This is a genomic window from Calothrix sp. 336/3 (genome assembly GCF_000734895.2).
Classification (GTDB): Bacteria; Cyanobacteriota; Cyanobacteriia; order Cyanobacteriales; family Nostocaceae; genus 336-3.
Map to the genome: position 1 here is coordinate 745,212 of NZ_CP011382.1, position 15,618 is coordinate 760,829.

A 15,618-nucleotide genomic window follows, 5' to 3' on the forward strand; every position below is an offset into this window, starting at 1 on the left:
TATTGGTGATAGTACTATATAAAAAAATATATATTATAGAGAGATTAATGCTTAATGGCATTTCAGCGCGGACAGAATGTTGAGTTACAACACTTGCGCTACTTTATCGCTGTGGCACAGCAAGAAAACTGTTGCATTAGCAAGGTGGCGGAGCAATTGCACATGGCTCAACCCAATCTCACCAAGCAAATCAAAGACTTAGAAAGAAAATTAGGTGGTGTCAAACTATTTGACAGGTATAAAAATCAACTACGACTTACGAACGCAGGACTTGAGTTTCTCAAAGAAGCCCGTTTAATCCTAGCTCAATTTGACCATGCCATTGAGACAGCAATACTCGTGAGTCAAGGAAAAGTTGGACAATTAATAGTTGGATTCAATACTTCAGTTTCTAATAGTGTTCTCCCCAGTCTTTTGACGGAGTTTCGTACTAAATTTCCCAATGTCAAACTGGTTTTACAAGAACACACCGCTTACAATTTAATTAAGGGGCTGGAAACTCAACAAATTGATATTGGCTTGATGCATTGGGATTTGTCAGATTGGAATTACAAAGACACAGAATTATCAGTTGAGGCAATTCAGGAAGAGGAAGAATCTTTCGTTTTGGTTCTACCATCAAACCATCCTCTGGCTGCTCAGGCAGAAATTTCTTTACAATCTCTTGCCCATGAGTCCTTCATCCTACCACCTTCCCATCTGTCCTACAGTTTGTACCAACAAATTGTTAGTTTGTGTCAGGAAGTCGGTTTTGTTCCTAAAGTGACGCAAGAAGCTAATTTGATGTTGACAATTCTCAGCTTAGTTGCTGGCGGGCTGGGGATTAGTTTGCTACCTGCTAATATCAAAACGATAGAACGTCAGGGAGTTGTTTACCGAAGGATTCAAGAACAGACACCAAAGCTCAAAATTGTAGCTGCTTGGCGGTGTGATAACTCTTCTGCTGTCTTACACAATTTTTTGGGAGTCTGTGGCTTAATTCAGCATAAAAATTAAATTGCTCCCGGTGCTAATTGAATAGGTAAACAGTTTCTTTACGCCTAATATCGTAATTGCATCGTATAGTCATTCTGTCAATATATAGAAAGTATTATTTATTAATAGAAACTTTTTGTCTCACTTCTGTAAAAGTAGAGAATTTGTCCAATTTTGAAAAATTATCCGAAATTTCCTATCACCACGGTGTGGGTTAACTTAGAGAATTTGTTGTTGCAGAAAAGTTTCCGGAAACAGTCTGCGAGCATCGCGTTAGCGAACCGTAGGTTTGTCGCCACTGACTGAAATGCGGAGAATCAGTAACTACAACTTTTACCTTCCCCATTATCAAGAGTTACCAGCAAGGGATAATTTTATGATGATTATACAGATAATTAACATCACCCAAATATCCCATCTATTTCTAAATAAAAGTTGTAGAATTATATTTCTCTGCATAAATATTGTCGAAATTAACGATTTAAAAATATAGGTACACAATTGGAGTTTTCCATATGCGGAAGTATCTCATTGCAGGTAATTTACCCCTAGTCGCCGCTTCATTATTTAGCTTACAAATACCAGTTTTCGCAGATGTTCCCAATATGAGTGCGAATAAGCATCTGGTGAAACAAAATGACCAAGTATCTGCCCAGGGAGTAGATACCTACTGGACTCCCGAACGACTGAAGAAAGCCAAACCTTTAGAGTTACCAGTCAATATTAAAGGTAGTATTTTAATTGGCAACCAAGCTACACCTGTAGGAGAGTCTAAAAGCGCTCCCGGTGCGCGTCCGACAGTAGAGGTAAAACCAGAAACAACACCCTTATTTACGCCAGATAAACCCCTAAAAAATAACGAAGTTCAACCTTTAAATGTTGGCTCCCAAGGTGCTCATTTCAGTAGCTCCCGCGTTTTTCCCCAGGGAATAGAGCAAGCATATCCCTATAGAACCGTAGGTAAGCTATTGTTTAAAACACCTCAAGGTGATTCGATGTGTTCTGCGGCTGTCCTCAGACCAAGACTTATTCTAACCGCAGGTCACTGTGTTCACAAAGGTAGTGGCGGAAATAACGGTTTTTATAGTAATTTCTTATTTATTCCTGCTTATAGAAATGGCTATGCTCCCTACGGTAAATGGACATGGGGTCGAGTTGTCACCACAAATGCTTGGGCTACAGGTAATGGTACAGTTGCAAATGCTGGTGACTATGCAATTTTGGAACTGAATGACCAACCGATTAATGGTGTAACTCGGAAAATCGGTGATGTTGTCGGTTATTTATCATACGCAACAAACAAACTTTCACCGAATCATCTACATCTGCTGGGCTATCCAGGGAATTTGGACAGTGGAGAAATTATGCACCAAGTCGCATCAGCTAGTTATGGTAGTGGTGGCAATAATACTATTCTCTATGGTTCAGATATGGGGGGTGGTTCTAGTGGGGGACCATGGATACAAAATTTTGGTGAATTTGCTTCTGGGCAAAATGTCGGGCAGAATAACTATCCCAATCAAATTGTTGGTGTGACTTCCTATGGTTATCGTGATGCAAATGGGAATATAGCAGGATTATTAGTGCAAGGTAGTTCAATTCTGGATAATCAATTCACGCAAATATTAAATATTGCTTGCGCTGGGAAGTCTGGTAACTGTTAATTTTGCAATTCTGCATAGCCGAGCTTTCAAATTGGGTTTATCGTGTCAAAGTCTTTTACTTGATAAACCTGATTTTATTTTTATTGAGTTAATAAAACAAATCTGTATATTTTAGAACTTACACAAGCACTATTTGTCATTACCGTAACTTATACCAATTCACAATTCGCAATTCGCAATTCGCAATGCTCCCTGCGGGAGAGCTAACGCTAACGCAATTAAGAAAGTCTTATCTAGTCAGACTTTCAGGGTTTGTATCTGTTTCACTATTTTCGTGAAACGGTATTAGTGTAGGGAAGCAATCTTAAAGTTTATTGTTGTTGAGATAACGAAAAAAGGATATAAATTTATTCATTCATCTCTTTAAAAGTGGCTAAAGCGGAGGGAGATAGACGACTGAGATAGCGGAAAATCCAGTATTTAAAAATTGTGTCTAAAATTACAGGGAAGGTGGCAATAAATAAAAATATAGCACTTCTTTCAGGAGCAATTCCCAGATGTTCTCCTAATCCTTCTAATAGCACTTCCCAGCCATGGGGCGAATGGAAACCGACAAAAACATCGGTACAAAGAATAATAATAAATGCTTTGGCACTATCACTTAAACCATAGACGATTTCGTCCATAAATAATTTAACTACAGCAATTTGTTTTTTGTTAGTGATAATAATAATTGCAAAGGCTAAGAGAGAAAGGCTATCAGCAAAAATATTACTAATAGCTTGACTGCTGTGATGTCTAAACTCTGTGGCGATCGCCAGTGCTTTTTGTTTAATTTTCTCCTCTCTCACTTCCTTAGATAAATCTGGAGAGGATTGTAATAATCCTTGAAATTTTAAGTCTTTTTCAAATTTATTTAATTCTCTAAAAGCTTTTTCTTCCATTTCTTTATTCAAGAATATTTCTGCTTTTTCTCCACGATAATGTTCAACGATGGGAGCAATAATTAATTGCTGTGATACTTTTTGAGTTAGTAATGGAACAACAATTAATAATAATAAAAAGTTAACTGCTATTTGAGTCTTTTTTCTCGATGAGCGAAATTTTTGCAGAAATTTTTCTTCTGCTTGAGGAGATAAATCTCCGGAGACTTTCTGAATAGTTCTACCAATGGAGCCAGGTAAAAACCCTGTTTTCTCAAAGCTTGAAGATTTTTGCTTATTTCCCTTACCTTGTATATATCCCTCTAAATTATTCTTTTCTATTGATAACTGAGTATTTTCTACCTGATTATCAGTAATCGCCTGACCAATTGTATATTTATAGATAACACCATCAATAAATTTTAATTTTTGCAAACATTCCTCACTTTGATAACTCAAAAGAGAATGGCTCAGATTAAATTCCCAGAGTTTAATTTGAATGAATATCAGTTTTTTTCTCAGAAACAATCGCCAATAGGAAGTGATACTCGGCGACATATTTTGCTGATTAATCTCATATCTAGAAAAATGTTCATCCTCAACCTCTTGAATTGCTTGAGCTGCTTCATAAGCTTGAGATAATGCTCGTTCGGGAGTATTTTTAAACCAATGGTAACTTGAAAGAGTTCTTGTTTTGAGCGTTTGTCGTAATAAATCGGTATTCTTCTGAAAAAAAGAAGTTTTAATAGCACACATTTTTGATGTTCACCTCGCTATTGATAATCTCAAACAACATAATTAACTAGCGACTCTTACAACCTGTAAAAAACAAGTTTCCTTGGATAGAGTAGTAAAGATTATCCTATTGATGAAAAACTCAGCTTTTTATCTTCATAAATTTAATATTTACTTGATAAATTGTCTGTAGTCCATACAAAAATGATAGCTAACCTATGTAAAAGTGAGCATCTATACAATAAGTTATCAATTTTTAACTTAACTAATAAGATATGGTACTTGATTATGGATGACTGCCAATGAGTGGATTGGGTACAGGGAAGGGACGATTTTCTAAGAGTTTAAATTTACCATTGCTAGCATCATAGGCATAAACTGCTCCACTTTCGATTTCATAAATCCAAGCATGGAGGGTAATTTCTCTCGAATGCATCTTAGAACGAATCACGGGGTAGGTTTCCAGGTTTTCTATTTGGGTTAACACATTTTGCTCAATGGCAATTTTTAATAATTCTTCCTGGGGATAATCACCATAATTATCTAATACTAAACGACGGGTTGGCTCACCGTGATGTCGTAACCAGTCATAAACTAAAGGCATTTGTTGAGCAAGATTACCTATTTGCAATAATCCTTTGATAGCTCCACAGTGAGAGTGACCACAAATAACTATATCTTTAATCCCTAAACCTTGGACTGCATACTCTACGGCTGCACCTTCTGCATTCCCAGTCTTGGCATAAGCCGGAATAATATTACCAATATTGCGGACAACAAACAATTCTCCCGGTAGACTCTGGGTAATTAGACAGGGGTCAATACGTGAATCGGAACAGGTGATAAATAATACTTCTGGTGTTTGCCCTTGGGATAGTTGGGTGAATAACTCACGGTGACTGCTAAAGTAATTATCATGAAAGTCATTGAGTCCATCGATTATACGTTTTATGGGCACAGTTTCCTTCCTCCGGGTACAAGTATATGGCTTGGTTTTTAATTACACAGAATCTCACGATTATTTCGCAGAGAAATCAAGATATTCCTCAATTCAGTGAATAAAAGTATCAATGACCTCTATGTATTCTTTTGCTACCAAAGCGAATCCGTGAGTATTTATCAAGAGTTATTACCTTCTTACACCCTTTGGCGAAAATGTGCTACCTAGAAAGAATAATTTTATTTCATTATTGATAATAGGGGAAGCCTTGAAACCCTTTTGACGTAAGTATTTGATGCTACGCTAATGTCCTAAGGTATCCGAAAAAAACCTATAAATCATGACAATGTATCAGTTATTTTACTACTGTTGTCATTTTTTAAGAGAATTGAAATTACTCAGAAATACTTGTGCAATTATTGTTTTCTGCAACAATTTTGGTGGAATAATGAAGAAAAATTAAAGATGTTTATTTGTCTACGTAAAGTTACCTGAAATGAATGATTAAGCAATTATAGGTACATAATTGGATTTTCCTATATGCGTAAGTATGTCATTGTAGGTAATTTATCATTGGTCGCTGCTTCATTATTAGGTTTACAAGTAGCAGCTTTCGCACAAAATAGAGGCACTACTGATGTAACGATTATCAACAATCAGCCGATTCAGAGACTAAGCGAGAAAAATATTACTGAATCTCAGCCATACATCAACCCTTTAAAGGGAGCAAGTACAAATAATCTCGCACCAGCTACAGCTATTGATAAACCATTAAATGCTACACCAGGAGCAATCACAGAAAAATCACCAGGATTAATAGGTATTCAAGCTTACGGTTCCTTTGGAGTACCCTTTACATCCAAAAGGGTGTCACATCAACCTACTTTCAATGTCAGTTCTAATTCTAATGCTTATCTCAGCGCGACTTTCCCCTACAGTGCTACGGGAAGACTGACATTTAATGTTGGTCAATCAACAGCCCATTGTAGTGCCAGCTTGATTCGTAAAAGTGTAATTGTGACAGCCGCCCATTGTGTCCAAAACTTTGGAAGTGGAGCAAATATATTTTCTAACTTTTCCTATACACCAGCTTTTTACAATGGTTCTGCTCCTTACGGTAGTTGGAGTTGGGAAGCACTAGTCAGACCTAATACTTGGGCAAATGGAACGGATACGGGAAGTGGTGCAACTAGAAATAATGACTTAGCTGTTCTGATTATCGCTAAAAATTCCCAGGGACAATTCATCGGAGACATTACTGGATATTTAGGTTACGGTTGGAATAACTATTCATTTGTTAGCTCTAAATACACAGGTAATCTAACTGTTGCAGCACTTACCACCCTGGGGTATCCAGGATTGCTAGATTCTGGTCGGATTATGCAAAGGAGCGATGGTCCCAGTTATTTGACAACTCTGAGTGGCGCAAAACAAATTTACCAGGGAAGTAATTTTACTAAGGGTTCGAGTGGGGGACCTTGGATCGCTAATTTCGGTTATGAGAATCCTGTTTTTTCGAGTGGAGCAAATGCTGGGAATCAGTCTTTAAGTGGTGTTGTTGTTGGTGTCACTTCCTGGGGAGAATCGGATCCAAATGGTTCCAAGAACAACTATTCATCCCAGTTTGCACAGAATAAAGAGTATCCCAATGCAAGTTATGGTAACTATGGAGCCGGTAATATTGGATCCTTACTCAATCAATTGTGTTCTACCAAGCGCTCAGGCAGTAATATGACCTACGCTCAACTAGGATATTGTAGTTAATTCTAAGTGATTCTGCTGAGATGAGAGAGTTGGGGGTTATAGATAATGCTGAAAAAAATTCTAGTTGTAGGAATTTTAGGAGTTACCTTTACTTGTTGTACCACTGTAGGGGCTAGTGCAGAGTTGAGTTTAAACCAGTCTGGATATATGTTATCAAAGCGTCCTCAGAAGTCTAAGGTTGTTTTGAAGAATTCTGCTTGGGAATTGCAACGTTGGGAATATCAAGGTTCTAGGGTTATTCTCGTACCAAAAACACAATTGTCTGTAAAATTTCAGGACACTCAAGTGGAAGGTTCGTCTGGTTGTAATAGTTTCAATGGTTCCTATCGTTTAGTAAATAATAAACTTTCCATTGGAACATTGAGTTCAACAAGGATGGCTTGTGAAACGGATGTAATGAATCAAGAGTTCCGATTTTTATCTGCTCTCAAATCAGTGCGTCGTTTGCGTGTTGAAGGTTCCAGCCGTTTGCTCTTGTTTTATCGGTTAGATGGGGTTGAGGGAGTTTTGGACTTTGTGTCTCAGCAGTAATGGGGTGAGTGGGGGCAAAAGAATTCGGTTCCGCTAACGCGACGCTCCCAAGGGGAACCGCGCAAAGCGCGATCGCATAGCTGGAAATTTTCCTCAACGAGGGTGACAAGAGTATGTCATAATAAGCCGTCGCTTACACCATTGACTACATCAATCGTGGACTACAACGAATCTCTTAACGACTTAGCAGCTGCACTGCAACAACCAGCAGATTTGACTTTTGAACTGCCAGATCCAGAGGATGAGGGAATTCCAGAGATGGAGTTTCAACAGCAGGTAGATGTCGCTTGGCAGGTATGCGATCGCTTTGATTTGCAAACGGAAATTTGGCGGGGACGTATCCTGCGTGCTGTGCGCGATCGCGAGAAAAAAGGTGGTGACGGACGGGGAACGGGTTTTCTCAACTGGTTGAAGGAACGAGAAATCAGTAAAAGTCAAGCCTATGCTTGGATTCAATTAGCCAATAGTGCGGATACTCTCCTAGAGGATGGCAAGTTACAACCCAGTGCTATCAAAAATTTCAGTAAAAGAGCATTTGTGGAGACTTCCAAAGCTGCACCAGAAGTCCAGGTGATGGTGAGTGAAGCAGCAGAAAAGGGCGATCGCATCACTCGCAGGGAAGTGCGGCAAATGAATGATGAATGGATGGCAATGTCTAGTGACTTGTTACCGGAATCTGTAAAGGAAAAAGCTGCCGATAACAGCTTGCCTGCGCGGTATATTGCCCCCCTGGTCAAAGAAATGGAAAAACTGCCCGAATCCCATATTGAATCTTTGCAGAAGGAAATAGCCGCAAACCCTGATGTGGATACGGTGAAGCAAGTAACTACAGAAGCGAAAAATTTAGCCAAATATCTGAAAGCATCTGCCCAGGTACAAGCATTGACTCAGCAGGATGTCAATATTGAAACTGCCCTGATTGAAGCACAACGCATCGGTTGCTTGAGCATTGCTGCGGATTTAGTCAACCAAGCATCGCAGATGGAGCAAATGATTGCCAAGATGTATATGACATGGAAAAAGATTGGTAACTTGGCAGATAGATTGTATGTGGATACGGGTGCGAGTACTCCCCATCTGCGATCGCTGCTGGAATCAGTGGAACCTCTGGGTAGCGATGTCATGGAAATTCAGCTTGCAGGGACTGTAGAGCGTACCGTACGAGTCCATATTCAGGAAAATAGTTAAATTTATTAATAAAGCCATACCAGGATTTCCGTTCGCGTAAGCGAACCGTAGGTTTATCGCATAAGTATGAGGGAAAAATATGACCTACACCACAAAACTACTCTCCTTCGAGGAATTTGTCATCCAATACGGTGATAATCCTCGCTACGAACTAATTGACGGAGAATTACGTGATATGGAACCAACTGGTCCCCACGAAGCTGTTTCAGGTGCGATCGCAGGAAAAATATACGTTGAAATATTTAAAACAAATCTCAACTGGCTAATTCCCAAAAACTGCTTAATAAAACCTCCTGCTGCTGAAGCTACAGCACTACGTCCTGATGTAATTATTTTAGATAAAGCAGAGTTAAGCCAAGAACCTCTCTGGCAAAAAGAACCGATTATTTGTAATGGTAATACCATTAAACTTGTTGCTGAAATTGTCAGTACAAACTTGCAGGATGACTATGCGAGAAAAGTTGAAGAGTATGCTTTTCTGGGAATTCCAGAATATTGGATTATCGACTTTCGCGGATTGGGTGGCTTACAATTTATTGGCAATCCCAAACAACCAACTTTTATCGTTTGTCAGTTGATTGATGGTGTGTACCAACAGCAACAATATCGTTTGGGAGATAATATATATTCTTATCTTTTACCAAACTTACAACTCAAACTTAATGATGTTATGCAGTTTTAACAACTACTATGACAATCAAAGAACAAGTACTAAAAGAAATTGCAGCTATTTCAGAGACGATTCTGGCTGAAACCACAGATTTTCTAGGCTTTATAAAAACAAAAGAAACTCCAAAATCATCTCTATAATCACCTACTCAAAACCCATTCTTTAAAGATTTTTTGGTAATCTCTTAAAATGTCACCACGCTACGAATAGATTCACCCTTGTGCATCAAGTCAAAAGCATGATTTATCTGCTCAATTGGCATCACATGGGTAATCAAATCATCTATATTTATCTTGCCTTCCATATACCAATCAACAATTTTCGGTACATCCGTACGTCCCCTAGCTCCACCAAATGCCGAACCTTTCCAGACTCTGCCAGTCACTAACTGAAAGGGACGAGTGCGAATTTCTTGCCCTGCACCAGCGACACCAATAATCACACTTACACCCCAACCCTTGTGACAACATTCTAAAGCTTGGCGCATGAGATTCACGTTACCCACACATTCAAAGCTGTAATCAGCACCACCTTTAGTTAAATCAACCAGGTAAGCAACCAAGTCACCCTCAACTTCGTGGGGATTCACAAAATGTGTCATCCCAAATTTTTCTGCCAGAGCTTTTTTACTAGGATTAATATCTACTCCAATAATCATATTTGCCCCTACCATCCGCGCTCCTTGGATGACGTTTAAACCGATACCACCCAAGCCAAAAACTACAACATTGGAGCCAGCTTCAACTCCGGCAGTGTAAATTACTGCACCAATACCCGTAGTTACACCACAGCCGATATAACAAACTTTTTCAAAGGGTGCATCTTCGCGGATTTTGGCAACGGCGATTTCCGGGAGGACTGTATAGTTAGCAAAGGTAGATGTGCCCATGTAGTGGTGGATTTTCTCGCCATTGATGGAGAAGCGACTACTACCATCGGGCATCACACCCTTGCCTTGGGTGCTACGAATCGCTTGGCAAAGATTGGTTTTGCGGCTCAGACAATATTCACACTCACGACATTCTGGGGTGTAGAGAGGAATCACGCGATCGCCAACCTTGACACTCTTCACACCTTCCCCCACCTCGACAACTACACCTGCACCTTCATGCCCTAAGATTGCCGGAAATAAACCTTCGGGATCGTTCCCGGAAAGGGTAAAAGCATCGGTATGGCACACCCCACTGGCTTTTATTTCTATCATAACTTCGCCAGCTTTGGGTCCTTCTAGCTGTACCATCTCAATTGCCAAAGGTTTGCCCGCACTAAAAGCGACTGCTGCTTTAACTTCCACAGCCTCTACCCCTTCTTCACTGCATTTTTAGTCCACTTTGAGTGTATCGAAAATTAGAGGTATAGAAAATATATTTATCTGGGAAATAAAAATAATGATGCCATATTCTATAGCAAGCGAGGTAATGCTCGTCGTAATCTATGGAGATAAACAAGGGGGCGATAGGCTTCCAGCCCGCCGAAGCGGCGATCGCAGATTTTCAAGGAGCAGCTAATCTGTATCAGCAACAAGGCAATCAAACTGGTTATTAGGATGCAATCAACCGTATTAAAATAATTCATAATGCTCCCTGCGGGAGAGCTAACGCTAACGTAATTACGTTTTGTGACGGGGATTTAAACCCCCAAAGTTGGTTAATGTAATTCGGAATTAGTAATTACAGCTTCTTGTAACTAATTGAGATATTTACGCCTGATGTGAATTAGAAACGCCTCTTATCTCATAATGGTTTCAAGACTCACTACTCATTACTCACTCAGTCGCCGGGTGGAATTAAATATCAGACGGGGGTAAGTTCAATTGAAGTATGAAATTTCACACCCCCATAGATGACACTACCGCTAACCCATCCTACTGGCGTGTCAAGGCTAAATTTGTGCATTAGATTTATAGTAAAAGAAGCGCTAAAGCGCAACTACGAACTTTTTTTGTTGCATCATTTTAAGCTTGTCACGCCACTACTCATTACCCATTAAGTAGAACGGCTTAAATAATTCACGCTATGTCATTGCGAATGAAACGAAGTGGAATGAAGCAATCGCAACGGTTTTGACGTTTTTACAATCTGTTACATAGTTAGGTTTATTCTCACCGACTTACTTACTCATTACCCATTATTTCCTCATAAACACCCTCTAAGCAGTCGCAGTACTAGTGAGAATACTCCGCACCTGAGCAGGAGTGAGATTAGGATTTGCGCTCAACATCAATGCAACCACACCAGCGACATGGGGAGTAGCCATGGATGTACCACTCTTATAACCATAGCTGTTACCGGGAGTTGTAGAGTAGATATTTTCACCGGGTGCGGTAACGTATGCTAGGGGATCCACACCAGCACGGTTCGAGAAGTAAGATAGGTCGTTATTATAGTTTACAGAACCCACCGCAATACCCCATTTTTTGGCGTAATAAGCAGGGTATCCAGGTTGGGAATAACCTTCGTTTCCAGATGCCATCACAACAAACACACCTTTGCTATTAGCATATTCAATTGCCTGTTGTAATTCTAAGTTACCGGAATCACCACCTAAACTGAGATTGATTACGTTAGCTCCATTATTCACGGCATAACGGATACCTTTAGCAATACCACTATAGGTTCCATAACCATCATCACCCAACACCTTGACGGGCATAATCTTGGCGTTATAGGCAATACCTGTGACACCGATATTATTCTTGACTGCGGCGATCGTACCAGCAACATGGGTTCCGTGTCCCTGAACATCGGATATATTATTATTGTTATTTACGAAGTTCCAACCATTAACATCATCAATGTAACCGTTGCCATCATCATCAATACCATTGCCAGCAATTTCCTTGGTATTCTTCCAGATATTAGCGCTCAAATCAACGTGTTTTGTATCTACACCCGTGTCAATCACGGCAACAGTAATTCCCTTTCCAGTGTATCCCTGCGCCCAAACCTCTGGAGCTTTCACTAAATCTGCACCCCAGTTATTACCACCCAAGTTATTGATATTTGCAAAAGCATTTTTACCAATTCCTTTAGCAACTGCGGCAGCAGCATTGACTAAACCATAACCGATATCTGTCTGATATTTACCGTTATTGCCACTACTTTTGTTATTAACAGTTATTTGGAAAGCAAAGGTATTATTATTTTCATTACTCTCGGAAACGAAATCATAGGTATCGGCTTTGAACAGTATGTAATAATTACCGCTAGCTAGGGTTTTGCTGAGACTAATGGAAGAATTTTCAAGCTGATAATAACCGTTAGCCAAACTAGTATTGTAATCGTAACCTAAATAAGTATCACTACTATCTAATTTGCTATCTTTAGATAAATAAAAGTTGGTAAAACTGTAACCAGCAGTGGCTGTACCTTTATTAGCGTATTTGTAGGTAAATTGAATAGTTGAGCCAGGGGTGGTAGTTTTAGGGGCGGAAACGTCAAAAATGATTAAGTCTGCCTTTGGCGCAGATGTAACAGTAATTGCACGGGTAAAATTGTTATTTGTCTCGTTACTTTCAACTATATTATTATTCCCATCTGCCTTAAAAATAATATAGTACTGACCAGGGGCTGTATTTTTACCAATCGTTAAATTCGTCGATTCTGTACGATAATAGCCGTTTGCTAAATTAGAATTAAAGTCATTGCCTAAATAAATATCATCCTTGCTGAGATTCGTATCCTTAGAAAGATAAAATTTTGTAGAGCCAAAGCCTGCAATGCCATTTCCCTTATTGGCATAATTATACTGAATATTGATTGAACTGCCAGCCTGAACGCTCTTGGCAATAGATGCAGTTTGAATAAAGACATCGGAGCGCAGATTTTTACTTGTTGCCAGACTTTGAATATTAGCAGAACTACGACCTGTCAAGCGAAAAGTATTGTTGATATTATCGTAGTTCGTAGAAAGAGGAGTAATATTTAATCCCTTATCCAATTGAAATACGTTGCTTTTGGAATTCAGGCTCATGGTTCTCTCGTTTTTCTAAATCGACGTTTGGTGTTAGGTTGTGATAGTCAAATCTGAGACTTTCTGAAAAATCGTAGCTTTTTGGGGGTAGCGACAACAGACTGGAATATTAATTTACCATGTATGCCTCCATGATTAATTTTATAGGCATGGGCAGGTTGCATTACCTGATATATTTATCTACACAGATGAGAGAAATATTTTCGGAAAATCTACGTAAATTATCTGCATTTGGAGACGAAAACCGGAAAAAAACACAAAAATAGAGATATACAACGGTATATCTCCTATGGATGTATTTAATGATGCTAACTATATGAATTTATGATGGTCTTTCCTAGGAAGCACGTAGTTGTTTATGCTTAATTCTTTCGGGACTACCTGTAGGAATTGAAGCAATTAATTTCTGGGTATATTCCTGTTGAGGATGCAGGTAAATATGTTCAGCAATTCCTTGTTCAACGATTTCTCCGCGATTCATGACTAGTATTCTGTCACTCATGAATTTTACAACGCTTAAATCATGGGAAATGAAAACATAGGTTAGTCCAAATTCCGTTTGTAATTCTTTGAGAAGATTCAGTACTTGAGCTTGCACGGAGACATCAAGGGCAGATACCGACTCATCACAGATAATAAATTTGGGGTTTAATGCTAATGCACGGGCAATACAAACCCGTTGCCGTTGCCCTCCAGAAAATTGGTGTGGATAACGACTCATTGCATCTGCACTTAAACCAACTCTTTCGAGAAGATAAGCTGCTCGTTGCTGTCGCTCTTGCTTAGTTTTGCCGATATTATGGATAACCAAAGGTTCCATAATTGCTTCCCCAATTTTGATACGTGGATCTAAAGCACTGAAGGGATTTTGGAAAACGATTTGCATTTCTCGGCGGAGTTTTTGTAGTGCTTCTCCTTGGAGTTTGGTAATATCTCTACCTTCAAAGATAATTTCTCCACTCATGGGTTCAATTAAGCGCAGGAGCGTTCTACCAAGGGTAGTTTTACCGCAACCTGACTCACCTACCAAGCCTAAAGTTTCCCCACGTTTGACTTCAAAGGAAACCCCATTCACTGCCATATGATAACGTTTTGTACCACCAAAAACTCCTTTGACAGGGAAGGCAACTTTTAAGTCTCGCACTTGCAGAATGGATGGTTCTTGTTCCAAGTTTGCCAGTCTTTGGGATATTTCTTCTGGGGTGACTTCTGCTGGTTGTGCTGGTTGCTTAGCTTGAATGACTATCTCTCCTGTGGGGGTTTCTTCCACATTCATGTAGTCAGAAACGGTGAGTAATTTGTGGGGATGACGGTTGAGGGTGGGGCGACAGGCAACTAAACCTTTAGTATAGGGATGTTGGGGGTTGGTAAAAATTTGGTTAGCTTCGCCAAATTCGACAACTCTACCCTTGTACATGACAGCGACTTTATCCGCAATTTCCGAGATTAATCCTAAATCGTGGGTGATAAAAATCATTGCCATTTCCCGTTGCTGCTGTAGCTCTCGCAACAAATCGATGATGGTTGCTTGAACGGTGACATCGAGTGCGGTGGTGGGTTCGTCGGCAATCAGAAGCAGAGGATTACAGGATATTGCCATGGCAATCATTACCCTTTGCAGTTGCCCTCCAGACATTTCGTGGGGGAAACGTTCCAGGAATGAATCTTTATGTTGTTGAACAAGTTGGGTAATTTTGAATTCATCTGGGGGATTCCCTGACGATTGTTGCCAGGTTTCTTGATATTGCTGACGTAGCACCTCTTCACTGGGGAGAAGCTTAACTTCTTGCAAACGGGCGATCGCCTGTTTTTTTGCTTCTGCTGTAGTCACGTTTTGATGACGTAAAATCGCTTCTGTCAGTTGGAACCCAATGTTATACACAGGGTTGAGGGATGTCATGGGTTCCTGAAAAATCATGGCAATGTCTCCACCCCGATATAGTTGCATTTCCTGGGGGAGTAACTCTACAAGATTAAGTTTTTTACCACCTTCCTGGGGAGAAAACCAAATTTCCCCCCGACTTATCCGCCCTGGTGTTTGTACTAAACCCATGGTTGCCAGAGAAGTTACAGATTTGCCACTACCTGACTCTCCCACAATTCCTAGAGTTTCGCCGCGATGCAACTGAAAGGAAATACCATCTACGGCTTTAACGGTATAGCTTTCCCCTGGAAATTCTACTTGCAGATTCCGAACATCTAGGACTGGTTCTTTCATGGGAGTCAAGTATGGAAGTTTTTGTAAATTTAAAAATTAACTGGATTTTAACAATAACTTTGAGGTTTTGTGTAAATTTAGTCCCTCTAGGGGTGGGA

At 39.8% G+C, this 15,618-nt stretch carries 11 protein-coding genes; 6 read left to right on the top strand and 5 right to left on the bottom strand.

The window, feature by feature from the left end:
* Positions 1–54 precede the first annotated feature (54 nt).
* Both IJ00_RS02985 and IJ00_RS02990 read left to right on the top strand, forming a co-directional pair.
* Complete coding sequence (locus tag IJ00_RS02985; RefSeq protein ID WP_035149937.1) at positions 55–996, top strand: LysR family transcriptional regulator; 942 nt, start codon at positions 55–57, stop codon at positions 994–996.
* Between the two features lie 494 nt (positions 997–1,490).
* The gene (locus IJ00_RS02990) at positions 1,491–2,639 is read left to right on the top strand and encodes a serine protease (protein WP_035149940.1); all 1,149 of its coding nucleotides are present in this window, start codon (positions 1,491–1,493) and stop codon (positions 2,637–2,639) included.
* Between the two features lie 347 nt (positions 2,640–2,986).
* Here the strand turns inward: IJ00_RS02990 and IJ00_RS02995 are convergent, their stop codons facing one another.
* Positions 2,987–4,258, bottom strand: coding sequence for a proton extrusion protein PcxA (locus tag IJ00_RS02995; protein ID WP_144415971.1), 1,272 nt, complete (start codon positions 4,256–4,258; stop codon positions 2,987–2,989).
* 265 nt (positions 4,259–4,523) lie between these two features.
* Positions 4,524–5,195 carry a carbonic anhydrase gene (locus tag IJ00_RS03000; protein WP_035149942.1) on the bottom strand — a complete coding sequence of 224 codons (672 nt, stop codon included), beginning with the start codon at positions 5,193–5,195 and terminating at the stop codon, positions 4,524–4,526.
* Positions 5,196–5,717: 522 nt separating this feature from the next.
* Between IJ00_RS03000 and IJ00_RS03005 the strand changes: the two genes are divergently transcribed.
* From IJ00_RS03005 to IJ00_RS03020, 4 genes are all read left to right on the top strand, one after another.
* Positions 5,718–6,941 carry a serine protease gene (locus IJ00_RS03005; RefSeq protein WP_082127244.1) on the top strand — a complete coding sequence of 408 codons (1,224 nt, stop codon included), beginning with the start codon at positions 5,718–5,720 and terminating at the stop codon, positions 6,939–6,941.
* A 45-nt stretch (positions 6,942–6,986) separates the two neighbouring features.
* Positions 6,987–7,472: an META domain-containing protein gene (locus IJ00_RS03010; RefSeq protein ID WP_035149944.1), complete on the top strand. Its 486-nt coding sequence runs from the start codon at positions 6,987–6,989 to the stop codon at positions 7,470–7,472.
* Positions 7,473–7,628: 156 nt separating this feature from the next.
* On the top strand, positions 7,629–8,660 hold the full coding sequence (locus IJ00_RS03015; RefSeq protein ID WP_035149946.1) for a hypothetical protein: 1,032 nt from the start codon (positions 7,629–7,631) through the stop codon (positions 8,658–8,660).
* Positions 8,661–8,739: 79 nt separating this feature from the next.
* Entirely contained in the window at positions 8,740–9,342 is a 603-nt protein-coding gene (locus tag IJ00_RS03020; RefSeq protein WP_035149947.1) for a Uma2 family endonuclease, read from the top strand.
* 172 nt (positions 9,343–9,514) lie between these two features.
* Here the strand turns inward: IJ00_RS03020 and IJ00_RS03025 are convergent, their stop codons facing one another.
* From IJ00_RS03025 to IJ00_RS03035, 3 genes are all read right to left on the bottom strand, one after another.
* Positions 9,515–10,624, bottom strand: coding sequence for an S-(hydroxymethyl)glutathione dehydrogenase/class III alcohol dehydrogenase (locus IJ00_RS03025; RefSeq protein ID WP_035149950.1), 1,110 nt, complete (start codon positions 10,622–10,624; stop codon positions 9,515–9,517).
* Between the two features lie 854 nt (positions 10,625–11,478).
* Positions 11,479–13,302: a S8 family serine peptidase gene (locus IJ00_RS26925; protein WP_052754367.1), complete on the bottom strand. Its 1,824-nt coding sequence runs from the start codon at positions 13,300–13,302 to the stop codon at positions 11,479–11,481.
* A 337-nt stretch (positions 13,303–13,639) separates the two neighbouring features.
* Positions 13,640–15,520: an ABC transporter ATP-binding protein gene (locus IJ00_RS03035; protein WP_035149952.1), complete on the bottom strand. Its 1,881-nt coding sequence runs from the start codon at positions 15,518–15,520 to the stop codon at positions 13,640–13,642.
* Between the last annotated feature and the right edge of the window lie 98 nt (positions 15,521–15,618).